At 46.6% G+C, this 24,686-nt stretch carries 20 protein-coding genes; 17 read left to right on the plus strand and 3 right to left on the minus strand.

The annotated features are described in order from the left end of the window. Window positions 1-320: 320 nt before the first annotated feature. The 6 genes from nrdI to NO352_RS08600 all read left to right on the plus strand — a co-directional run bounded on the left by nrdI (window position 321) and on the right by NO352_RS08600 (window position 7,447). Window positions 321-695, plus strand: a complete 375-nt coding sequence (gene nrdI, locus NO352_RS08575) for a class Ib ribonucleoside-diphosphate reductase assembly flavoprotein NrdI (protein WP_005549417.1) — start codon at window positions 321-323, stop codon at window positions 693-695. Further along, window positions 664-2,760 (plus strand): class 1b ribonucleoside-diphosphate reductase subunit alpha, encoded by a 2,097-nt coding sequence (gene nrdE, locus NO352_RS08580; RefSeq protein WP_040736335.1) that lies wholly within the window; start codon window positions 664-666, stop codon window positions 2,758-2,760. Before nrdI ends, nrdE begins: the two co-directional genes overlap by 32 nt. Window positions 2,761-2,859: 99 nt before the next feature. Beyond that, window positions 2,860-3,858, plus strand: coding sequence for a class 1b ribonucleoside-diphosphate reductase subunit beta (gene nrdF / locus NO352_RS08585; RefSeq protein WP_005549415.1), 999 nt, complete (start codon window positions 2,860-2,862; stop codon window positions 3,856-3,858). Between the two features lie 215 nt (window positions 3,859-4,073). Continuing rightward, a complete protein-coding gene (locus NO352_RS08590) occupies window positions 4,074-4,910 on the plus strand; it encodes a YitT family protein (protein ID WP_262866780.1) in 837 nt (278 codons plus the stop codon). A 161-nt stretch (window positions 4,911-5,071) separates the two neighbouring features. Continuing rightward, the gene (locus NO352_RS08595) at window positions 5,072-6,361 is read left to right on the plus strand and encodes an alpha-L-fucosidase (RefSeq protein ID WP_268619777.1); all 1,290 of its coding nucleotides are present in this window, start codon (window positions 5,072-5,074) and stop codon (window positions 6,359-6,361) included. A 48-nt stretch (window positions 6,362-6,409) separates the two neighbouring features. Then, window positions 6,410-7,447, plus strand: coding sequence for a glycoside hydrolase family 18 protein (locus NO352_RS08600; RefSeq protein WP_289355358.1), 1,038 nt, complete (start codon window positions 6,410-6,412; stop codon window positions 7,445-7,447). Window positions 7,448-7,518: 71 nt separating this feature from the next. Here the strand turns inward: NO352_RS08600 and NO352_RS08605 are convergent, their stop codons facing one another. Then, complete coding sequence (locus NO352_RS08605; protein ID WP_289355359.1) at window positions 7,519-8,385, minus strand: YitT family protein; 867 nt, start codon at window positions 8,383-8,385, stop codon at window positions 7,519-7,521. A 215-nt stretch (window positions 8,386-8,600) separates the two neighbouring features. Here NO352_RS08605 and NO352_RS08610 point away from each other — a divergent pair, with 215 nt between their 5' ends. The 7 genes from NO352_RS08610 (at window position 8,601) to NO352_RS08640 (ending at window position 19,173) form a co-directional block, all read left to right on the plus strand. Continuing rightward, window positions 8,601-9,521, plus strand: coding sequence for a VanW family protein (locus tag NO352_RS08610; protein WP_289355360.1), 921 nt, complete (start codon window positions 8,601-8,603; stop codon window positions 9,519-9,521). A 717-nt stretch (window positions 9,522-10,238) separates the two neighbouring features. Beyond that, the gene (locus NO352_RS08615; RefSeq protein ID WP_289355361.1) at window positions 10,239-11,066 is read left to right on the plus strand and encodes a hypothetical protein; all 828 of its coding nucleotides are present in this window, start codon (window positions 10,239-10,241) and stop codon (window positions 11,064-11,066) included. 36 nt (window positions 11,067-11,102) lie between these two features. Further along, window positions 11,103-12,539, plus strand: coding sequence for an SWIM zinc finger family protein (locus NO352_RS08620; RefSeq protein WP_289355362.1), 1,437 nt, complete (start codon window positions 11,103-11,105; stop codon window positions 12,537-12,539). A gap of 12 nt (window positions 12,540-12,551) precedes the next feature. Beyond that, window positions 12,552-14,411 carry a HEAT repeat domain-containing protein gene (locus NO352_RS08625; protein WP_289355363.1) on the plus strand — a complete coding sequence of 620 codons (1,860 nt, stop codon included), beginning with the start codon at window positions 12,552-12,554 and terminating at the stop codon, window positions 14,409-14,411. Window positions 14,412-14,511: 100 nt separating this feature from the next. After that, window positions 14,512-15,615 carry an AAA family ATPase gene (locus NO352_RS08630; protein ID WP_005549404.1) on the plus strand — a complete coding sequence of 368 codons (1,104 nt, stop codon included), beginning with the start codon at window positions 14,512-14,514 and terminating at the stop codon, window positions 15,613-15,615. Further along, window positions 15,615-17,966 (plus strand): DUF5682 family protein, encoded by a 2,352-nt coding sequence (locus NO352_RS08635; RefSeq protein WP_289355425.1) that lies wholly within the window; start codon window positions 15,615-15,617, stop codon window positions 17,964-17,966. Before NO352_RS08630 ends, NO352_RS08635 begins: the two co-directional genes overlap by 1 nt. A gap of 1 nt (window position 17,967) precedes the next feature. Further along, a complete protein-coding gene (locus tag NO352_RS08640) occupies window positions 17,968-19,173 on the plus strand; it encodes a VWA domain-containing protein (protein ID WP_289355364.1) in 1,206 nt (401 codons plus the stop codon). Between the two features lie 752 nt (window positions 19,174-19,925). On the opposite strand, the gene NO352_RS08645 is transcribed toward NO352_RS08640, so the two are convergent. After that, a complete protein-coding gene (locus NO352_RS08645) occupies window positions 19,926-20,432 on the minus strand; it encodes a DoxX family membrane protein (RefSeq protein WP_005549398.1) in 507 nt (168 codons plus the stop codon). A 722-nt stretch (window positions 20,433-21,154) separates the two neighbouring features. On the opposite strand from NO352_RS08645, the gene NO352_RS08650 reads away from it, so the two are divergent. Beyond that, complete coding sequence (locus NO352_RS08650; RefSeq protein ID WP_163976323.1) at window positions 21,155-21,421, plus strand: CD3324 family protein; 267 nt, start codon at window positions 21,155-21,157, stop codon at window positions 21,419-21,421. 116 nt (window positions 21,422-21,537) lie between these two features. Here the strand turns inward: NO352_RS08650 and NO352_RS08655 are convergent, their stop codons facing one another. After that, a complete protein-coding gene (locus tag NO352_RS08655; RefSeq protein WP_289355365.1) occupies window positions 21,538-22,452 on the minus strand; it encodes a DNA-3-methyladenine glycosylase family protein in 915 nt (304 codons plus the stop codon). A gap of 149 nt (window positions 22,453-22,601) precedes the next feature. Between NO352_RS08655 and NO352_RS08660 the strand changes: the two genes are divergently transcribed. Genes NO352_RS08660 through NO352_RS08670 form a run of 3 tightly spaced genes read left to right on the plus strand, consistent with a single transcriptional unit; the run spans window position 22,602 to window position 24,647 of the window. Further along, window positions 22,602-23,246, plus strand: coding sequence for a bifunctional transcriptional activator/DNA repair enzyme AdaA (locus NO352_RS08660; protein ID WP_289355366.1), 645 nt, complete (start codon window positions 22,602-22,604; stop codon window positions 23,244-23,246). Then, complete coding sequence (locus NO352_RS08665; RefSeq protein WP_005549390.1) at window positions 23,243-23,782, plus strand: methylated-DNA--[protein]-cysteine S-methyltransferase; 540 nt, start codon at window positions 23,243-23,245, stop codon at window positions 23,780-23,782. Before NO352_RS08660 ends, NO352_RS08665 begins: the two co-directional genes overlap by 4 nt. A 49-nt stretch (window positions 23,783-23,831) precedes the next feature. After that, window positions 23,832-24,647, plus strand: coding sequence for an SPL family radical SAM protein (locus tag NO352_RS08670; RefSeq protein WP_005549389.1), 816 nt, complete (start codon window positions 23,832-23,834; stop codon window positions 24,645-24,647). The last annotated feature ends 39 nt before the right edge of the window (window positions 24,648-24,686 follow it).

Here is a 24,686-nt window from a genome sequence, read left to right on the forward strand (position 1 = left end):
GACATGAAACATGATAGAGGAATCGTCATAAAATGGCCCTTGCCATTTCTCTTAAAATTGTATATGATTCTATAGCAAACTATATATAGTTAGTGAATTGCGATACATACACTATATATTGTGACAGCAAATGGAATCACGGGAGGCAATGCGCCTAATGCTAGGACATGCCTATTCAGAAAGTGAGAGATTAAAGCGACAGCATACGCGAGATTTTCATGATCTTCGTGCCATCGTTTTGATCCTTATTTCTTTTTGACTGAGCATTTGCATTCATCATCCGTTCCATTTGCAAACGAGTCGAACAACGGAGGGATCACGTGCTTATCGCTTACGATTCGAAGACTGGTAACGTGAAACGGTTTGTCGATAAATTGGAGAATATGAAGTGTGTCCGCATATCGACTGACGTGAAGCTTAAAGAACCCTTTATCCTCATTACGTACACAACCGGGTTCGGACAAGTTCCTCAATCCACGCAAGAGTTCCTGGAAGAACACAGTCATTTACTCCAAGGTGTCGCGGCAAGCGGCAATATGAACTGGGGCACAAGGTATGGACTTGCAGCTGATCATATTTCCAGACAATACTCTGTCCCCGTACTGATGAAGTTTGAACTCAGCGGGACAAAACGAGATGTAGACAACTTTATTCGGGAGGTCCATGACTTTGATACCAAAATGGATACAGCTTAACAATGAAATCATGGTTCAGAAGGACGGTAAATTTCAATTTGGCAAGGATCACGAGGCAGCAAAGAGCTACTTCGTCGATTATGTCAATCAAAATACGGTGTTTTTCCATAACCTAGAAGAGAAGATTCATTATTTGATCGAAAATGATTACTACGAGAAAGAGCTTTTCGACAACTATGAATTTAAGGATATTAAAAAGCTTTACGAATACTTGTATTCCAAAAAATTCCGTTTCCCTTCGTTCATGAGTGCGTTCAAGTTCTATAACAACTACGCGATGAAAACGAATGACGATACGAAGTTCTTGGAACGTTATGAAGATCGATTGGCTGTTGTGTCCCTATTTCTTGCAAGTGGAGACATTAACAAAGCCTTCGAATATGCAGAGCTGTTGATTTCCCAAGAGTATCAGCCAGCAACCCCGACATTCTTGAATGCAGGGAAGAAGCGCAGAGGTGAGCTTGTCAGCTGCTTCCTGCTGGAAGTGAATGATTCGATGAACTCGATCGGATTTGCGATCAATTCCGCGTTGCAGCTAAGTAAGATTGGCGGCGGCGTCAGCTTGAATCTGAGCAAAATCCGTGGAGCAAGCGAACAAATTAAAGGGCTTGACGGCAAGGCAAGCGGCGTATTGCCGGTTATGAAATTGTTCGAGGATGCATTCTCCTATGCGAACCAATTGGGACAGCGTGATGGAAGCGGCGTTGTGTACTTGAACGTATTCCATTCTGACATTCATGAATTTTTGGATACGAAAAAGATTAACAGTGACGAGAAAATCCGCATTAAGACGTTGTCGCTCGGCGTTGTTGCTCCGAACAAGTTCTTCGAGCTTGTCGAGCAGGATAAGGACATGTACTTGTTCTACCCGCATACTGTGTACCAAGCGTATGGCAAGCATTTGGATGACATGGATATCTCGGAGATGTACGATGAGCTCGTAGACAATCCGAAGGTACGCAAAAAGAAAATTGTCGCTCGCGACCTGATCTTGAAAATCGCTCAGATTCAAATGGAATCTGGTTACCCATATATTATGTTCGTAGACAATACGAATGAGTACCATGCGTTGAAAGAGATCGGCAAGGTTAAATTCTCCAACCTGTGCAGCGAGATTGCACAGCTTAGCGAAGTATCGACAATCAATGACTATGGCATTGAAGACGAAATCAATCGTGATATTTCGTGCAACCTAGGTTCACTTAACATCGTTAACGTGATGAAAAACAAGCGGATGCGCGATACGGTTCACCGCTCTATGGACGCGTTGACCGAAGTAACCGATCGCAGCAACATCAGCATCGTTCCATCTGTAGCGAAGGCGAATCGCGAGCTTCACTCGGTAGGTCTTGGCGCTATGAACCTGCATGGATACTTGGCGAAGAACAAGATTGCATATGAGTCTAAGGAAGCAAGAGACTTTGTACGCGCGTTCTTCATGATGATGAACTTCTATTCCATTGAGCGTTCCATGCTGATTGCGAAAGAGCGCGGCGTGACATTCAAAGACTTTGACAAGAGTGAATATGCAAGCGGCGCATATTTTGATAGATACCTGAACACGGACTTCAGTCCGAAGACAGATCGCGTGAAAGAATTGTTCGATGGTCATGCGATTCCTACATTGGAAGATTGGGCACGATTGAAGGAGCAAGTAATGGAGCATGGCTTGTACCATGCTTACCGTTTGGCAATTGCACCAACAGGTTCCATTTCTTACTTGCAGTCCTCCACAGCATCGATCGCGCCAATTACTCAGCGCATCGAGGAACGTGAATACGGAGACTCGAAAACGATCTACCCGATGCCGTACATCAACGATGAAAACTACTTCTACTACAAAGAAGCTTATGATATGGACATGTTCAACCTGATTGATCTGGTTGCGGATGTACAAGTTCATATCGACCAAGCAATCTCGACGGTACTGTTCGTTAAGGATGATCTGACGACTCGGGATCTTGCAAAATACTACATTTATGCACAGAAGAAAGGGCTTAAGACGCTCTACTACACACGTACGAAGAAGAAAACGATCGATGAGTGTGTAAGCTGCGTAGTCTAAATGAGTGCTACCCGTTATAAATGAGCGCTACCTGCATAAATGAGAGTTCAAAAAAGTCAAAAGCGGCCTTTTTGAATTACCTCTAAAGGAGATTCGTAGATGAGAAACTTTGAAGCAGTAAACTGGAACAGACCTGAATCGGATTATATGGAAATGCTGTGGACGCAGAATACGTCCCAGTTCTGGCTTGATACCGAGATTCCTATTTCGAAGGACTTGAAGTCTTGGACGAAAATGTCCGAAGATGAAAAGCTTGCATATATGCATGTTCTTGGCGGCTTGACTTTGCTGGATACGGAGCAAGGGAACGTTGGGATGCCAGTTATTGCGCAGCATGTAGAAGGGAAGCAGAAGAAGGCGATTCTTATCTTCCAGGCTGCGATGGAAGAAATCCATGCGAAGAGCTACAGCACCATCTTTACGACGGTTGCAAGCACAGCTATGATTGATGAGACTTTTGAATGGGTAAAAGATAATAAGCATTTGCAGAAAAAAACGGCTATCATTGATGGACTGTATAAGGGAATTCAAGACAACGATCCCATTAGCTTGTACAAAGCGATGGTGGCATCGGTGTTCTTGGAGAGCTTCCTGTTCTATTCGGGGTTCTTCTATCCACTGTACTTGGCTGGACAAGGCAAGATGGTAGCAAGCGGTGAGATTATTAAGTTGATCATTCGCGACGAAAGTGTCCATGGAGTGTTCGTGGGCTTGCTTGCTCAGGAAATTTACAACAAGCAAAGCTCGGAAGTGCAGCAGGAGCTGTCTCAATTCGTGAACAAGCTGTTGCTTGAATTGTATGAGAACGAGCTTGAATATACAGAGCAGTTGTATGATGCGATTGGCCTTACACATGAAGTGAAGAAGTACATTCGCTACAACGGCAACAAGGCGCTCATGAACTTGGGCTTTGAGCCGTACTTCCCTGAAGAAGAGGTTAACCCTGTCGTCTTGAACGGTATTCGTACGGAAACAAGCACACATGACTTCTTCTCGACGAAGGGCAGCGGTTATCAGAAGGGTAAAGTTGAGCCTTTGCAAGACAAAGACTTTACGATGCTGAACGATCGTGTTAAACAATCCGATATTTTCGCATAAGATTATTAGGATTGCTAGTAATGATGCAAGAACAACTGGGTGGGGAACGCTCAGTTGTTTTTGTATTGTCGTGTCGTAAGAACGGAATACTAATGTACCAGCTGTATGTATATCCATAGTAGAAGAACACCGTATATTCATGAATCACTTTTCAATGCTTTCGTTTGATGAGATAATTCGGAAAGATGATTTTCATACATAAAGGACGGGCTTTCATGAAAAAAAGAATTACGGATATTGCTATCATTATCGCGGGCGCTTTCATTTTTGCATTAGCAGTCAATTTGTTTGTTATCCCAAATGATTTTGGCGAAGGCGGGGTAACAGGGGTTACCATTATTTTGTACTACGTATTTGGCTGGTCTCCTGGCTTAATGAACTTGATCCTGAATGCGGTTTTGCTCATTGTAGGCTATAAATTCCTGGATAAGAATACAACCGTATATACGATCATTGCAGTGGTATTCAACTCCTTGTTCCTCCATCTGACAGAGAGCTGGCGCATCGCATCGAATGAATTGATGATCAATGCGATATTCGGCGGTATTTTTGCTGGTGTAGGGATCGGTCTCATTATCCGCGTTGGGGGCACGACAGCAGGCTCAACGATTTTGGCGCGAATCATGAACAAATACCTGGACTGGAATGTCAGCTATGCATTGCTGTTTTTTGATTTAATCGTGGCATTTGCTTCGTTCTTTATTATCGGTGCGCAAGGCTTAATGCTTACCATTGCGATGCTGTATGTGGGAACCAAGGTCATGGACTTCATTATCGAGGGATTGAACCCGAAAAAGGCGGTCACCATTATCTCCAAGGAACATGATCGAATAGCTGAGCAAGTGAACATTGTCATGGATCGTGGAGTGACGGTGCTGGAAGGTCATGGTTATTACACGAAGGATCGGAAGCAGGTTCTGTATATTGTCATTAGCAAGCAGGAAGTATCAACACTCAAAAAGATCGTTAGAGCAACGGACAAAGACGCATTTATTACGATACATGATGTTCGAGACGTGTTCGGAGAAGGCTTCATTGATATTACGAAATAAAATGGTTTCAACAACCCAATAAGGCGTGTTTGCCACTTGGATTCCGCGCCACATCTAACTGTGAAAAAGTTAGGTGTGGCGCGGAATGTTTTCGCTAACACTTTCCTCTCAAAATGTGCGATAATACGAATTGTACAACTAGAATATGGGAGGGCACAACAATGGTACAACCGTGGTTTGAGAAAGCGAAACTTGGAATTTTCATTCATTATGGCATTTATGCGGTCGATGGGATTTCTGAATCCTGGTCTTTCTATAATGGAAGAGTGTCGTATGAGGACTACATGAAGCAGCTCGACGGATTTACGGCCAGCAAGTTCGATGCAGAGAAGTGGGCAGACCTCTTTGAGAAGTCTGGTGCGAAATATGCAGTTCTTACGACGAAGCATCATGATGGCGTTGCTTTGTGGGATACACAGTACAGTGACTTGAATGTCGTGAAGAAGACCCCAGCCAAGCGGGATCTGATCAAAGAATATGCCAAGGCGCTTACGGATCGCGGGATTAAGCTTGGCATGTACTACTCCTTGATTGACTGGTCACATCCAGATTATGCAAGTGTGTACGAGGGCGGCAAGGTGCCGGAGGATTTAAGCAAGGTCAACCGCTTCTGCAGTCCGACGGATGGTGTACAAGACGAAGAAGCATGGCAGCGCTTCCTTGAATTCAACAATAACCAATTGCGTGAATTGCTCACCAATTATGGCAAGGTGGATTTGCTCTGGTTCGACGGGGACTGGGAGCGCAGTGCCGAACAGTGGAACCTGCCGGCATTCAAGGACTACTTGTTATCGTTCAATCCTGAACTTATCATTAACTCACGGCTTCAAGGCCACGGCGATTATAAGACGCCGGAACAGGGCTTGCCGATTACAAGACCTGTAGGGCCATGGGAGTTCTGTACGACCATTAACAGCTCCTGGGGCTACCAGCATGATGATGATTACTATAAGACATTGAACCAAATCATCCGTATGTTCTGCGACTGCATTACAATGGGCGGCAACATGCTGCTGGACGTTGGTCCAATGGAGGACGGTACCATTCCGAAGCGTCAAGAAGAAACTCTCCTTGGTCTTGGCAACTGGATCCGTACGCACGAAGAGGCAATTTACGAGACGGATGAAGGCATTCACACTCGTTATTATTTGGGCGGCAGCACCGTATCCAAGGATCGTCAGACCTTATATTTGTTCGTGTACGATGATCCGAAGGAAAGCGTTTGCTTGAAGGGTCTGTCCAATAAAATTAAGAAAATTACGGTATTACATTCCGGCAAGGAATTAACATACGATATCCATGGCGGTGTGCCGTGGTTCAATATTCCGGGTACAACGTGGATACATATGACGCCGGAAGATGCGCATGAAAATGTAACTGTACTGAAAATTGAGCTGGAAGGCGAGTTGGATATGTACGGCGGATCTGGTGCGGTTGTTACGCACAACTAAGCGATGATTGAATATTGAGGACTAACATGGAGAGAGGAAGACGACAGCATGAGCAGCAACAAGCTAATATTGGCCGGGTATGCTGGTGATTCTGTACTGCCGCAGGTAACGGCAGAAGATGCGAAGAAGCTAACCCATCTGAATGTGGCGTTCGGCCATGTGAAGAATGACCGGATTACGATTGAGCATTTGCAGAATTTGTCTCAATTGCGAGTATTGAAGTCTTACAATCCTGAGCTGCTCATTTTACTGTCTGTGGGCGGATGGAGTGCGGGAGGCTTCTCTGAAGCGGCCTCAACTGCAGAGGGAAGACGACAATTTGCAGAGTCCGCAGTGCGTGTGCTAGAGACAGCTTCGTTCGATGGGATCGATCTTGACTGGGAGTACCCATGCTACTCGGAAGCAGGAATTGCCTCCAGCCCAAATGATAAGCAGAACTTTACTTTGCTCCTCAAGGAGCTGCGCGAAGTGCTTGATGCCAAAGGGCAGGCAGATGGAAAACACTATTTGCTGACGATAGCTGCGGGCGCAGATCAGTACTATATCGATGGGACAGAGATGGATATTATCTATCCGTATTTGGACTTCATTCAGCTCATGACCTATGATATGCGCGGCGGCTTCCAAACTTTGACCGGACATCATACGAACTTGTATACATCGACAGGTGACTTGTTCCGCATCAGTGTGGATACATCTGTACGGCTGTTCACGGCTGCAGGGGTTCCGCGCGAGAAGCTCGTTATCGGTGCGGCCTTCTACTCTAGAATGTGGAAGGACGTTCCGAATACGAACAATGGCTATTTGCAAATGACGGCTGGATCGGGTGGATATGGACCGGATTACACGAAGCTGGATGCAGCGTATATCAACAAAAATGGTTTTGTTCGCCATTGGGACGATGAAGCGAAAGCGCCGTATTTGTATGATGGTCACAGCTTTATTACGTATGATGATCCAGAGTCATTAACGCACAAGTGCAAGTATGTGAAGCAGCAGGGACTTGCAGGCATTATGTTCTGGGAATATAGCTGCGATCATACGCATACTTTGCTTGAAGCGATGCATCGTGCCTACACAAGCTAGTTATGAATGATGAATAAAGAATCCCCTGCATACGAGCTGTATGATGCTCAAGCATGCAGGGGATTTGTCAGTTAGTGGATGTCGTTTTTCTGGAAATTGCCGCCGAGGACATCCGAAACGCTTTCGATCGCGATGAACGCCTTGCTGTCAATCTCTTGTACGATTGCCTTCAGCTTTGCCAGCTCCAGACGCGTAACTACACAATAAATAATTTGAGTATCTTCCTTGCTATAACCGCCTCTGCCATAGATGAAGGTTGTGCTACGGCCCAAACGGCTTTGAATTGCTTCCGATACTTCCTCATACTCCTGCGATATGATGGTTACCGATTTCGATTCATTCAAGCCCTCAACGACGATATCCATCACCTTCGAAGCAATATAGAAAGTAAAGATCGAGTACATCGCCGAATCCCAACCGAAGACAGATCCAGCAATAATAAAGATGAACACGTTGATAAAGAGAATGATTTGACCAACAGGAATCCGGGTCTTCTTGGATACGAGAATCGCTACGATCTCTGTACCATCTAACGAACCGCCAAAGCGAAGAACTAGGCCGACACCAAAGCCTAGAATAAAGCCGCCGAACAATACCGCCAATATTTTTTCATTCGTAAATGCACTCCAGGGATGCAGATAGAATGTCGTACCCGACATAACTATGATCCCATATAAGGTAGAGAAGGCAAATGTTTTCCCGATTTGTTTGTACCCCATTATGAGAAACGGAACGTTAATAAGGAAGATGAACACACCGAGCGGCAAGCCTGTAAGCTTGGACACTACGATCGAAATCCCTGTTATCCCGCCATCAATTACATTGTTCGGAACGAGGAATAATTCCAACGCGATACCCATTAAAATTGCGCCAGACGTAATGAAGATAAATCTCTTCAAGTAGTCAAACAAGGACATTTTCTTATGAACTCTAGCCATGCAACAAATCCTCTCTGTCTATAGGATGATACTAACTTAAAGTATGTATATATCATAACATTTTCATGAATGATGAACAATAAAGTGAGAATTGTCATAATTTGAAGCTACTTGTGTCCTAAGGGTGGACATTCATTGTTGAAACTCGTGAATAGTAAGCTTGCAACAAGAAAATAATAATCGAACGGTATTCATTGGATAAAAAGGAGAACTTCATGTACTTGCGTCATCTATGGCTTGCTCTATGGCTGCTGCATCCACCTGTCGCTGCAGATCAACTCCTTGTTGAACATCAGGGTCGGCAATTAGCAGCTGTACATCGTTCCGATTATTCACTGCCAGGCGTGACCGTCGTGGATAATCACAAATTGAATAAGCTCATGGATTCGCTGGATCACCAAGTGGCTGTTGCACCGCTCAATGCGTCATTGAATGAACATGGGGGCATTGTATCGGGACGAAACGGTGTAAAGCTGGACAGAAATATGTTCACAGAGCAGTTGTATCGTTACATGTACAGGAAAGGCACTGTGAAAATTGAGGTGCCTATGCAGCTAGCCTATCCGAAAGTGGACAGCGAACTTTTGTCTCATATCCGCGAGAAACAAATCGGTCAATATACGACCTATTACAATACGAATAACAAAAATCGATCCATTAACATAAAGCTTGCTGCAGAAGCGATCAACAATCACGTCATATTTCCAGGGGAGACCTTTTCCTTTAATGAGATCGTAGGTCAACGTACAGTAGAAAGAGGGTATGTAAACGCCCCTATCATCGTGAAGGGAGAAATGTCAGAAGGGGTCGGCGGGGGGATCTGCCAAATCTCATCCACCCTGTTCAATGCAGTTGATCGAGCAGGACTGCAAATCGTGAAGCGTTATTCCCACAGCAGAAATGTCACCTATGTACCGCCTGGTCGTGATGCGACGGTCAGTTGGAATGGGCCTGACTTCACCTTTCATAATCATTACAATCAGCCTATATTGATTCGAGCCTTTGCCTACGGGGGGACAGTTCACATTGGTGTATTTTCATCAGAAGAAATTCGCTACAAGCAGCGGGATATTCCAGGCGCCTCGAAGGAACTGCCTGAAGAAGTGACCGATATCAATGTAGACAAGGATGGGTAGGAGTAAAGTAGAAAAATAAGAGCATTACTATAGTTCATGTGTAGTAATGCTCTTTTCAAGTTGTTAACAAATTAGGGAGTACAATCTTGATTTTTCAAAAGCGGATTCATAATCATCTTCAATAGTTGCATGGACGAATACGGTATGATCCAAGATGAACAGCTTCATTCAAATCCTCTCCAAGATCGTTGGAGGGGTTTTTTATGTTTTACTTGATGAACGAATTCGCAGGGTAACACGTACTATAGCTGTTCAGATCCGATAGGGGAGGGGAACGAAATGGGGAGAGGTATAGCGGCTGTCCTTGCACTGTTTGCTAACATGTTGTTTTGATTTGAAATATTGATTTCCGCGAGAACAGCTAGAGAAGTTTACTCTGAATTATCCATACGGACTTGCGAAAGGCGAAATGGAAATCTTGGAGCTGAAAACGAGAGGGGGGAGTCTACTCAGGACTTTATGTTGTTGATATATGTATTCGATGTTAATATATGAGGGTATTTGGGTTTGTGGTACTATATTCCTATAAATATGAAGGCTGAGCACGATAGGAATGGGACCAAGTGACCTGTTTTATGTCTATGAACATTCGATATGATAATAGTAAGGATTCGTCGAAGCTTTGCTTTCGGCGTTTTTTTTCAGAGTGGAACGAAACATATGTTCGATAATTTGAGGCTTATTGATGCAGCAGCTTTGAACGGCAGGGAGGGTAAGATGGACAAGAAGGCAAAGCAAATCGTAATGAAAACATTCTGGAGCAGCGCGGGATGGAAGGACACTCGCAGCATTTCCTTTGCCGGTGATGAGTTTGAGTATGCAAAAAGCAAAGGGCTAATGTTCGATCCAGTGACGAAAAGTCATGACAAATGTGTGATGCGGTTAGTCGAGCTGCATCAAGTGGTTACCAAGGAGATGGCTGTTCGAGCTTTTCTGCACAGCTTGTCTACACGGAAAGTGTACATGCGAAGCGCGCTCTCCAGTTGGGCACTCACGCATGCTATGAGTGTCCATATGTTTACGAGCAATATCGGCAGGTGTACAAGCAGCACGTATGCCATGTATGGGGATTGCTATGAATGTGATAAGAATGGGGTTGCCACTCTTGAAGCCTATACGAATGAAGATATAAATGTGCTGAACTTCGAGCGGATAAAATGGGGAGGTGTTCGACTTAACCATATGCTTTATTGCATATTGGATATGGAGCAGCTCCTTGCCGAAGGGACAGTTGACGTTATGGAAGAGGATGTGTCCATTCTTGAACATATACTTACAGCGATAAGAAGCTGTCAGCCGAACGATGCCGCACGCCAGTTGGAAGCGAAGCTTAGCAGTGTACTGCCATCCAATAAGCAGGAACGCGATGTGTTAATGGAAATTTTGGCTTACGCCGGTGTGCTGCGAGCCGGTTCGGAGAACAGACCGGGCAGGGGCGGGAGAAACGACTTCTTCGCTGTCGTAAACTGGCGCGGCGAGGATGGATATTGCGAGCAAGCGGTTGAGGATTACTTTGGAAAGTGGTTACATGGATCGCATACATAAAGGATAGATGATATTGGACAGATAGGAGGAATCACCATGATCGAAATTACAGAGTCATATGTAGATTCGTTGGCTCCGAACGCCTCGGCTATCAAAAACGCGCAGGGGCTGGTCAAAAAACGTAGTTTCGTGCAGTTGAACAGTTCGGAAGATGGATCCCTTTTGTTCGGGGAATGTTCGGGCAGCGGGAAATCCAATTATCAATGCTCGGCAGACTTCATTCAGCCTGAAAAGCCGATACTTCGCTGCTCCTGCCCGAGCAGACAGCTTCCATGCAAGCATGCGCTGGGATTGCTGTATGCATATGTGGGGGGAGGAGCGTTCGCTGCTGCACCTGTGCCTGAGGATATCATCTCTAAAAGGGAAAAAGCGGAGAAACGGGAAGAGAAGAAGCAGCAGTCTGCGGAGGGCGCCGAATTGAAGCCGAAGAAGGTGAACAAGTCTGCATTGAAGAAGAAGCTTCAAGCGCAGCTTGATGGGCTTGAATCCCTGGAAAAGCTAGTGTTGTCAATTGTTCGAGGCGGAATAGGCACGGTAGATAAGAAAGCAATTAAGATGATTCAGGATCATGCCAAGCAACTGGGCAGTCAATATTTGCCCGGAGCGCAGCATGAATTGCGCAGATTAGCCTTATATTTATCCAATGATGGGGATATGGAAGATATTTATACTCATGCGATTGAGCAGTTAACCATCCTGCACGCCTTCATTAAAAAAGGTCGAAGTCATTTGACCGCCAGACTTGCCGATCCAGAACTAGCGCTGGATCATGAGTCGACTGTAGAAGAGTGGCTTGGCCATGCGTGGCAGCTTAGCGAATTGAAAGCATGCGGCATGATGAGCGAGGATGTGGAGCTCATTCAGCTCTCTTTCCTTAGCTATGATGACCCGGCCAGACAAGAATACGTTGATCAGGGCTATTGGATAGAAAAAGCGTCGGGAGAGATTCATCGTACGATTCAATACCGCCCCTATAAAGCAGCGAAGCAGATGAGGGCCGACGACAGCTTCTTCGATGTTGCGCAGGTGAAGTCGCTTTATCGCTATCCAGGGGACATGAATCGCAGAGTACGCTGGGATGAAATGATCACGAGAGCGGTTGAGCCTAAGGATGTGGATCTCATATCTGGTCATGCACATCGTGTTTATACAGACGTATTGAAGAGCGTGAAGAATCAATTGAAAAATCCGCTGGGAGAGAAAAATCCGGTTGTGCTTCTGCACGTATCAGATATGAAACAGACGGATCAGGATGAATTTGTATTACAGGATGAGCGTGGTCAGCAGATCGTGCTGAGGGATATATGTGGTTTCCATCATTCTACGGTGTCCTTGCTGCCGCTACTGCCAACTGGATGGACACAAGATGCAGCGATGTTGGTTATGTTCGAACATCGGCTGGAAAGCGGACGACTGATTGCACAGCCGTTAACGATAATGAAGGATGCGGAAATGATCCGTCTCTTGTATTAAGGAGGATGGTTGATGAGTACAGCATTGTTGCAAGAGCTTCATCAAGAAGTGAAACGCCTATACATAGCAGGCAGCGAGTTGGCAGTCGGTGACTTCCGCTTGAAGCGGCTTCTGCCGCAGTTCCAGCAGCTTGGGGATCGGGCGCCTGTATTCAAGCGGCTCGGTGAGGGGATTGCCGCATTAATCGAACCGCCTGCGGGGAAGGAACCATCCTCAGCCGAGATGCTGCAGGATATTGGCATGCTCCTTCATTCCGTCTTATACACACAGGGCAGCACAACTCCAACTGGTGAACTTACGGCCATAGATAGCCATCCGAGCAGTTTATCAACGAGATTGTCCTACCGCAAGTTGGCGGCAGTCCAAGAGGCGTTGACGACGACTGGTGGCGGACGCTTTGAAGTAATCGTTCAGGCCTTCGAAGATGGCATGTTTGCCGATATGCGCTTGCTGCACTACGCAATTGAGGCGCTTGGCGATCCATATACGGAAATTGCAGATATGGCCATGGAGAAAATTCTTCCATCCTATGGAGCGCAGATTGTTCCGCATCTGATGAAGACGTTCCGAGCTGATGGCGGCAAGCTGGAAGCAAGGAAGCTGCGCGTTATCGGCAAAGCCGGTGGAGACGAGGCTGCCGCATTCGTTTATCAAGCTGCACAAACTGGTTCGGATGAGGTTCGATCGACGGCAATTCGGCTTTTAGCGGGGTATGTTCAGTATGAAGAATCCGTACTTGAATGGACGAAGGAGAAGAAGAAGGCAATTCGGGAGGCGGCCTATCACGCACTGGCTGCAAATGGAACGGAACGAGCGGCGGAACGCTTGCATGAAGCTTTTTCAGGCAAAGATATCGAGATAGTTTCAGAAGCGGCGGCCGGATGTGATCATCCGCTGCTGAATGCCCGATTAGTACAGGATTTGGATCATAACCTGGATTTGGCGTTGGAGCAAGCGGACGATAAGAAAAAGCTAGAAAAGATTTGGGAGAGTATGAAGTTTGCAGTGCGATCATTGGAATTTAAGAAGTGCAATGAGCTTTTCGACGTATATGCCAAAGTCGTAAGCCGATTTCAAGATTTCGTGTCATTTCAATGGATGGAGCTGCTCCACGCAGCGGCTCGATATATGGAAGCACATCATTCGGCGGAAGCCCATGCTTACTTGAAGGAAATGGAGCAACATGATGTCCGATTCATGTCCTATACTGTCCGTTCCTCATTCAATCAGCTCACGAAAGAGGACATGTATGAGGACTACGTGGCATCGATGCGCAATAAGTGGAAGCTGCAGACGAACAGAGACGTGCAAAAAAGAAAGAAAGCACTGTTTAGTGCCATAGAAGAGATTGTGCTATCCAGAGAATATAAGGAATATCCATCATTGTGGAATCATTCAACGGAGCTTACCTCCATTTATATGACTGTTATGCAGCCGCTGCCAATCATTTGCGATACGTGGGATGAGCGTTGGCTGGATTGCTTCATTGAACAGAACGAACTTGCGCTCGTATGTGCTTTTGCACGACCGGGACATGAGGCATGCATCGAGTTTTTGCGAAGCAAGATGGAGAAAAACCCTGAATTCCGCAATCCGTTCGCAGGCTTGATATTATGTGGATTGAAACGAGCCGGCGTTGATCAAGAAGTTCTATGGGAGGCGCTTGTGGCCGCCATCGAAGATAAGCGCAATACGAGTTGCTATGTCTTTGATGGATATGTGCTTGAACAGCTCTATGAGCTGCCATCATCGTATCATGATCGTTTATCCGCTGTGCTGCCTAAGTTCAGGTATACGGCTGGCGAACAGCTTCGTTACATCGTCGAACAAATGGAAGCAAAACAAGCTGCGGTTGCGGCAGAATCGGTATAGTTATTCCTTACGAAACTGCAAGAAGCGCTGGAGCAGCCTTACGTCTCAAAACGATAGAATGTCAGGAACGAGCCTAGATTACGTCATGGGAGATGATGAAATGGCAGTGAGCCAACAACAAATGCAGGATATAATGCGATTGCCTGCAGAGCGCTTGTATGAAGAGGAAATTGCGGCACTGCGAAAGGCTGACAAAGGAAAGGTACCGACTGGATGGCAAATGTCGCCGCAAGCGGTACTCACGTTCATTACAGGGGGCAAGGCAGGCAAAACGTCGATTACACCTAAATACATCGGCAATAAACGTTTGGTGGAAATGGCGATTGCAACACTTGTGACCGACCGGGCGCTACTTCTGATCGGAGAGCCCGGCACGGCCAAATCATGGCTATCCGAGAATTTGACGGCAGCCATTTACGGTCATTCCGGACTTGTTGTACAGGGAACAGCGGGAACGAGCGAGGAGCATGTGCGCTACTCATGGAATTACGCCATGCTGCTTGCAAACGGTCCGACGCCGGAGGCTCTTGTGCAAAGCCCGATTATGCGGGCAATGGAAGCGGGCGGGATCGCTCGGTTCGAAGAAATCTCCCGCTGTGCTTCAGAAGTGCAGGATGCATTGATCTCGATCTTATCGGAAAAGACGATTTCTGTGCCTGAACTCGGCAAGGAAGTAAATGCGCGCAAGGGTTTTTCTATCATTGCGACGGCTAATACAAGAGATCGCGGGGTCAACGAGATGTCAGCGGCTTTGAAGCGCCGCTTCAATATTATCGTTCTGCCTACGCCATCGGATATGAACACCGAGGTAGAGATTGTGAAGAAGCGTGTTCAGGAAATCGCCTCGTCATACGATTTGCAGTCAGCTGCGCCTTCCGACGAAGCCTTGCATAAGGTCGTTACGATATTCCGTGAGCTGCGGAGCGGCATGACGATCGACAGGAAGGAGAAGGTAAAGTCTCCAGCGGGCGTTATTTCAACGGCGGAAGCGATCTCTCTGCTCACGAACAGTATGGCTCTAGCAGCCAGCTTCGGTAGCGGAGAACTAAGCGACGAAGACTTAGCGGCAGGGCTCCAAGGGGCCATTGTAAAGGATGATGTCAAAGACAAAATCGTCTGGAAGGAATACCTCGACAATGTTATGAAGAAGCGCGGGGCGGAATGGCGCGGACTGTACACGGCTTGCAAGGAGCTGAACGAGTGATGAGCCTGACAGCGGCTTCTGCCGTGAACATTTTCGGAGTACGGCATTTATCGCCGGGTGGCGCGAAACATATGCTGGATGAGCTTGACCGTATTCAGCCGACGGTGGTGCTTATCGAGGGACCCTCAGACGCGACAGCATCCATCTGTCATCTCACGAACGAGGTAACAAAACCGCCTATTGCCATACTTGCGTTTACCGATGATCTGCCTGTACGAACGGTCATGTGGCCGTTTGCTTCCTATTCGCCAGAGCTTCAGGCAATGAAATGGGCTGATCAACATGGCGCGGCTGCAGCATTTATAGACCTTCCATCCTCCGTCACGCTTGCCTTGCACGATAAGCCGCATCATACAGAATCGTGCTCTGAAGGAAGCGAAGTCAGCGAAGGCAGCGAGCCCGAGTCATTGGAACAAGAGATGGGAAAAGGCAGCGAGCGTTCCATTTACAATCGAATTGCTCAACTAGCAGGCGAGCCTGATTATGATACCTATTGGGAACGGAACTATGAGCACAACATGAATCCAGGTGCCTATCGCGAAGCCATACTGGCCTTTTCCGAACAGATGCGGCTGCTAACCGAGGAGACGGAGCGACTTCACGATCGTACTGAATACGCTTATAACGCAATCAGAGAAGCATATATGCGTCGAAAGATCGTTGAGGCGCTTAACGCCGGGCATGCGCCTGACAAAATTGTTGTCATATGCGGCGCGTATCATGCTTCCGCACTCGCTGATCTTACGGTGGCGATGACGGATGAAGAATTCGAGCTGCTGCCAAAGCGCAGCTCGAAGCTTACGCTGATGCCCTATTCCTATTTCCGCTTGTCCTCGCGTTCTGGCTACGGTGCGGGCAACAATGCGCCGGGTTACTATCAAATGATGTGGGAACACATGCTAGACGGCACATTGGATGATTTGAGCATGCATTACTTATCCGCTGTCGCCCGCTCACTTCGAGAGTCAGGGACTCACCGCTCTACGGCCGAGGTAATCGAGGCTGTACGAATGGCTGAATCGCTCGCGGCCCTCCATGGCGGAAGCGCGCCAACCTTGCTGGATTTGCGAGATGCGGCGCTTACGCTGCTTGGCCGCGGCGACCTGTCTGTTATCGCCGAAGCATTGGTCCGGATCGATGTCGGCACTGCGATCGGTATGCTTGCAGATGGGGTTAGTCAGACGCCGATTCAAGATGATCTGAATCGATGGATGCGGAAGCTGAGGCTGGAAAAGTACAAGACGACAGTGGCGACTGATTTGGCGCTAGATCTGCGGGAGAATCGCCGGGTTTCTTCTGAGGACGCAGCATTTCTCGATTTGAATCGCTCCTTCCTATTTCACCGTTTGACACTGCTGGGCATATCGCTGGCTAAGCAGAAGCCAAGCGGGCAGGAGCAAGCGGCGTGGGCGGAGCATTGGGTGCTGCAATGGACACCTGAGGTAGAGATTGAAGTGGTTGAATCGACACTTCTTGGCGAGACCGTTCAAGTAGCTGCCGCTTATGTCCTGCAACAAAGGCTAGATAGCTGCACAACGATAGACGAAGCATCTAAGTTGATACGCGTGGCTTGCGAATGCGGAATGCTGACGCAGATGGAAGCAGCGCGGCAAGCGCTTCAGCGGCTTGCGGTGGACAGCCGTGACGTCGTACAAATTGCAGCGGCAGCCAGAGATCTGTCTACGATTATTCGGTATGGGGACATTAGACGAATGGACATGACTCCGTTAATACCGCTCTTGGAGCAGTTGTTCGTCCGTGCTTGTCTTTTCTTGCTGGATGCGAGCGGCTGCAATGATGAGGCTGCAAATGCGATGATCTCGGCGATGAACGAGCTGAACCGTATTGCCATAGATCATAGCGAACAGGTAGATGAATCGTTATGGCTGCAAGAATTGCTTCGCTTGGCTGAGCGGGATGATCGGAATCCACGTTTGTCCGGCTTCGCATGCGCCATATTGATGGAGCGCAACGTGATATCTCCGCAGCAATGCGCGGAAGAGGTGTCTCGTCGTTTATCCCCGGGTATACCGGCCGATCTAGGCGCAGGATGGTTCGAAGGATTGTCCATGCGCAATCGATATGCGCTGCTGTCCCGTATGACACTATGGGAGCAGTTGAATGAATATATTCTATCTCTCGACGATAACGAATTCGTGAGAGCGCTTGTCTTCCTTCGACGGGCATTCAGCACATTCGCTCCGCGGGAGAAGACAATGATCGCCGAGCTGCTGGGTGAGCTGTGGGGCGTGCAAGCTGAGCAGGCGGAGGAATTGTTGATGGGTGAGCTGAAGGAGGAAGAAGCGAGCATGATTGACGAATTGAACGATTTTGATTTTGGGGACATTTGATATGAACAAATTCGCTGAATCACAAACACTGACGCGTTGGCGTCTTATACTTGGCCAGCCAGTCGAAGGGCAGCTTTCTAGCTATTCCATGAACGGCAGTACTCCCCTGACCGAAGAGGAGCTTATCATGGATCAAGCGTTGGCGGCTATTTATGATGAGACGAGTGATGCATCGGGCGGAAACGGATCAACAGCGGGGGGCAAGGGGGCTGGACTCGGGAAATCAGCACCGCGCTTATCGAAATGGCTTGGAGATGTTCGATCCTTTTTCCCTGATGATGTTGTGTCGATCATCCAGCATGATGCGATGGAGCGAAAAGGTTGGAAGCAGCTTCTGTTCGAGCCAGAGGTTTTGGCACAGGTGAAGCCCGACATACAGCTAGTAGGCACACTGCTGTCCTTGAAGGGGAAAATCCCAGAGAAGACGAAGGATACCGCAAGGATGCTTGTGCAGGCAGTTGTGGATGAACTCGTAAAGCTGCTTGAAAATGACTTGCGTCGAGCGGTTACCGGGGCGCTGAACCGTAGACAGCACACTCCGCTCCCATCCGTAAGCGGCATCGATTGGAAGAGAACGATTGCTCGCAATTTGAAGCACTATAACATCGAACGAAAGCAAATCATCCCGGAACGATTCTATTTCTTCGACCGCGCGCAGCGCAGCAAAGAATGGACGGTTATCGTTGATATTGATCAAAGCGGATCGATGGCGGATTCTGTAATATGGGCTTCCGTTATTGGTTCCATTTTCGCTTCCATTCCGGCGTTAGATACGCGGGTCGTCGTGTTCGATACAGAAGTTGTGGACCTGACAGAGCAATGCGCCAATGACCCGGTAGATATGCTGTTCGGGATTCAGTTGGGCGGAGGAACGGATATTAACAAATCAGTTGCGTATTGCGAACAATATATTACGGAACCAAAGAAGACATTGTTCATTATCGTCTCCGACCTGTATGAAGGCGGCAATCGGGGGGCTCTCATCCGCCGCATGCGAGAGCTTAGAGAGGCAGGGGTAAGGACGATGTGCCTGCTCGCGCTCTCCGACCAAGGTCAGCCCTTCTATGATGAGAATCTTGCGCGAGTGTTGGCGCGGGATGGCACCCCTTGCTTCGCCTGTACGCCAAGTCTGCTACCGGAGCTGGTGGAAGGTGCGTTGAAGGGGCATGACTTGGCTGAGCTGGCCAAGCGGGTGGGGACAAAGTGATACATCGCACATATATATTTGCTAAAAGTGAAAAGGACGGCATTTGCCGTCCTTTTTTGATGCCTATGGTGAAGGTGAAATGGTATTATCTTGACATCTAAAAATTTGACGAAAATGATGATCCATATGATCCATGTAGTCTTGAATTAGCTACTCGAGGGTATCAACCTATCGGCCAGGAAGCTTGCAGCGAGGGTTAAGATAGATTCATAAAGGTGCCACCACTTGCATTCCATACGGGGGAGTCGAATATTTCAAGAAGAGCTTGGATTTGATGGGGGAAATCATTAAAAACAGCTTTCAGTCTGAAAATTGAATTTATATTAAAATATACTCTTCCTTATGTAACCTAACAAACTGCCTGCTGCCCACTATCATCAGAAAAAGTCAACACCCCATATGAGCCGCAAGGATTCACTTCATTGCAGTGTCCTTACGGCTCAATGACATTGGTGAATGCATGGTAGTGCACGATGGGATAGGCAGCAACGACGAGAGTTGATATCAAGTAATTCCAACGGTTTACTTGGGTTAATCGTATGATGAATAATTGATCTAGCCACAGATAGATCAATTTATTAAGCGATTAAAATCATACATACTACATTCCGTGCGATTGTCAATGCACATATATGCTACCTGAAATAAATGCGCTATAAGTTTGCATTTGTAAAAAAGCACGAATTTGAGAAGTGTTATGCAGATCTCCGTTTGAGCAAAGCATGTTGATGAGCAGAGCGTAAATCACGAGGTTATACTGAGGGTGAAGTGGAGCTTTGAGGTGATTGGCGTCTAGACAGCTTTAATCTGTGGAGCAAGTAATAATCTACACCGAAGCGGCCTGCATTTGTATAAGCGACAAGTATGAACATCGTAAGAATAATCATGATAGGATTGCTGCTGATGGATCCGCTCAAAAGAAACGCTAAATTCATGACGATAGCGAAGAAAGCAGCGGTACGAGTAAGAGCGCCCAGAATGAGTCCGGTGCCGACGAGCAGTTCACCCCATTGAACCATAAAGCTGAACACTTGCGAATGCGGGATGGCGACATGTTGGAGGAAGGAAGCCCACCAATCTTGTACGATCGGCCGATCGCCGCTTGCTTTTTCCACGGCACCCTTTAAAAATCCACTTGCGTCAAAGCCACCTCCAAACAGCTTTTTCAGGCCTGCGGATACCCATACATAGCCTACATAGAGCCGTACAGCAAGGAGCAATGCAGCTGCCCACACGTTTTTCCTTAAAAAATCAATCATTAATCAATCCTCCTTTGGTTTTAGAGCATTCCCATATATAGGATGCATAAACACTTTATAGTGATCGGATCTATTTTGCAAGACCCTTTCGAGCTATTTATTGCATAAAAGATTGGATTTTTTGCATGATTATAACGAATATCATATCTTTATGAACAAATAAAAGAGCTCATGCCGAAAAAATGACATGCCGATGATCCGAAGGCGAGTGCGATTGATGTGTTCACATCTGTGCCCTTATATTTTCCAACACAGACTCGGGCATCATCTTCGAATCCTAAAATTTTAATCTGATAGGATTAGTATGAATAATAGAGCAGAAGAGGAGAAATGTCAATATATTACTATGTAAACTTCAGAATGTAAGAATCTATTTCATTTGGACCCTCCTAGTTTAGGGACATTGCATTAAAAACGGCAGAACAGTATGCCATTTAGGCTCAAATCATTGATTGATCAGGTATATACTGGTACAATTGGTTAATGTACAATTTAATCCAATTCTAATTACATACTGAAATGAGGGATTTTTTTGTTATACATGAGAATCGACTTAGATCAACTCCATGCAAAGTCTATATTATGGACATGAACGGTTGCTAGCCTGGAGTGTAATACCCGAACCGTTCACTTTCATTTTGACTTTCATGGTGAAAATACGTTTATAATGTAGGCTTTGCTTCCTTAGAAAAGTTCAAGATTTTTTAAGGAGCGGAGTAATCATGAAATATGTGAAGGCGAATGAATGTTTACCCGAGCATTTATTGCAGGAAATTCAGAAATATGTATGCGGAGAGTTTATATACATTCCTGCACCAGTGGGTTCTCGTAAAAGATGGGGCGAAAACTCTGGAATTCGAAGAGAGCTTCAACTGAGGAATGAGAAGATTCGGAAATGTTTCCGTGAAGGTGCATCGATTGATCAGCTATCGGAACTATATTGCTTATCCATAGATAGCATCAAGAAAATCGTATACAAAAAAGAATGATACTAGACCCGAGACCCGCTTTGCTTCATATGCAAAGCGGGTCTTTTTGCGCAAAATAGGTGCGGATACTGTAAGTGGTTCCGTTCCAGTCATTGCAGGTTACTGTAGCTGCTGAGTCAATAGAGGTATCTCCAGAGATAAAAAGTTGCGTAAGCCTCCCAGCCGCTCCAATTGACAGACATTGCTCGCAGTTCACTCTTAGTTGGCTTTCTGTCTGATGCGAGAACATGGCGAACGGCATTATGAAGCCCGACATCATCAATTGGGAATGCTGATGGCATTCGCAAACAGCGCATTAAGACATAATTGGCCGTCCATGGCCCGATTCCCCTGATTTGGGTTAACATCTCCTCTGCCTGCTTACAGCCGCCAGCACCAAGCAGCATTTCCTTAGTCAACTGCTTATTCGCAATTAATTGTGCAGTTTGGATAAGATACTCGCATTTCCGTTCTGTCATGCGCAATTGCTGCAAATCTTGAATCGACAAGGCTGCAATATCTTCCGCGGTTGGATAGATCCAGTAGGAACGGTCTTCACAAATAAGTTGCTTTCCAAATTGTTCTACAAGCCTTCTCTTTAACGTATACGCGTAAGTAAGATTAATTTGCTGTCCTATAATTCCCCAACTGAGAGCTTCAAAAAGATCGGGAATACCCATTATCCGCAAGCCGGAGAATGCATGAACGGCATCATGCAGCAGTGGATCTCGATGCGCAAGCTCATAAAATGGCGACAGATCAGTATCTAAGTCGAACCAATCACGGATGTAATGTTGAACAGCTTTATGCTCAGATGAATCAAGAGGAACCTCATTTCCGATATAGGCCATACGCAATGACTGATCCTGATTGGCGCTGATTTCGATTATGGGAGTTCGATTTCCGAGTGGGATGGCTTTGTATACCTTCTGATTGTGAATCTCATATAAGCATTCATTGGATGCACGAGATAGATAATTCAAGTTCTCGGTGAAGCTGAACTCGCGGGGCACATCTAGCTTGATTAGGTCGTAGGCATACTCATTCGTCATTCTTTTCCTCCCAACTCAATTGAAAATATCTTCTAATCTAGTTGTATCATAACTGGTTCGCTCTATGATTTCGATATGTTGCGTTTCTATTCCTGTTCACGTACATGGAGAGCTCTTACCGGTTATACTGGAAGTGGAGGTGAGTATTAGTGGGCAAAGTAGGAGATCAACAAGATATACGCACGGACTTGTCAGGTGATGAGAAAAAGCGGGATTCTGCTGATGGAATCATGTCAGAGGAACAATGGAATGCCATCCTTTATAATGATCCCACCTATGATCATCGATTTATTTATGCAGTGAAAACAACAGGAATCTTCTGCAGGCCTTCATGCAAGTCCAGGCCTCCGATTAGGGAAAATGTATGCACATTTTCAAATGCCGCACAAGCGCTCCTGGCCGGATTCCGTCCCTGTAAGCGATGTAAGCCAACGGGAGATCGAATGCCCGATCAGGAATGGGTTGCGCAAATCATACAATGTATCCAAAACCATTATGCAGATACGTTGACGCTTCACTCGCTAGCAGAATTATGTCATGGAAGCCCGTATCATTTGCAGCGCACATTTAAGCGAATTATGGGGGTTTCTCCAATGGAATATATCCAGCATGAACGTATAAATCGTGCTTCGGAGCTGCTGAGAAATTCGACGTTCACGATTAACGACATCGCACATACCGTCGGATTTCCAAGTACGCCCTACTTTATTACCTTGTTCAAAAAGATAACTGGCCATACGCCGGCAGTCTTCCGCAAAAGACATCAAATGCTTGATGCAGGAGCGGGAAAATGAAGGAGAGAACTAAAATGGTAAAGAAGCAGCAATATATATATTGGTCCATGTTGAATCGAGGGAATTGGCAGCTATACGTGGCAGCATCGAAACAGGGAGTGTGTTATATTGGAGGACAACACGAATCCTTTGACCATTTGAGCGAGTGGGTGGCTATTCGATACCCACAAGCAATGCTCGTACGGTCTGACGAACGCTTGCACCCGCATATTGAAGAATTGGCGGAATATTTGCAAGGAGATCGCAAGGGATTCACGATGCCGTTGGATATTCAAGGGACGCCATTTCAACGTGCAGTATGGAGAATCTTATGCGAGATTCCGTATGGGGAGACGAGAACCTATTCCGAGATCGCTGCTTATTTGCAGAAGCCTATGGCAGCTCGTGCGGTAGGTACTGCGATTGGCGCAAATCCCATTCTAATTACGGTACCCTGCCATCGTGTCATCGGCAAGAATGGGCACATGACTGGATACAGAGGCGGGCTTGATATGAAAAAACGATTGCTGAAGGTAGAGCACTTATCTTCTGATTAAACATATAGAATTGCAGATGAATTTCTTTACTCAGGAAGGAGTGAAGCGAATGGAATTTCAGTACACATCTCCAAAGTCCATGCTTAATAAGGGCACTGGTTTTTTGGCTGATTACACCCATACCTTGAATCCATATACAGGCTGCTCCTTCGCTTGTTCCTATTGTTATGTACGGCAGATGCCCGTAGCTAAGTTCCGCAAGACGGAATGGGGCAGCTGGGTTGATATTAAGCAGCAAGCAGCAGAGGTGCTGCGCAAGGAGCTGCGGCGAGCGAAAGCAAAAGGAAGGGTCACGATATTTATGTCATCCAGCACAGACCCGTATCAGCCAGTGGAATACAAGGAACGGGTGACACGCTCGCTGCTAGAGGCCATAGTAGAGGAACAGCCTGATTTTTTGCTTGTGCAAACACGCAGCCCTCTCGTTCAGCGAGATATAGATTTGCTGCAGCAAATGCAAAATTCCGTACGAGTCAGTATGACGATTGAGACGGACAGGGAAGACATACGAAAGTACTTTACACCCGGCGCACCTCCAATAGCTGCAAGGTTGAAAGCGCTGGAGCGATTGCAAACAGCCGGAATACCAACACAGGCGACAATTGCGCCAGTTTTGCCGAGCAGTACTGCTTTTCCGCAGAAGTTGATCAATATAACAGAGCGAATCTGTATTGACGATTACTTCATGGGGGATGGAAGCGGAGGAGCAAGAACTCGACAGTTAGGTATAAGCAAGCTGTATGGGGAGCTTGGTTTGCAGGAGTGGTATCAGCCCGATGCATTCCGAATTGTGCTAGAGCGATTTCGCAGCGTATTTCCGTCGAATTGCATTTATGTGAGTCAGAAGGGGTTTGCGCCATTCTAGAAAGGCATCGTAGAGACAGTTATCGTCATCGATAGCTGT

The organism is Paenibacillus sp. S-12 (genome assembly GCF_030363895.1).
Lineage (GTDB): Bacteria > Bacillota > Bacilli > Paenibacillales > Paenibacillaceae > Paenibacillus_B > Paenibacillus_B alvei.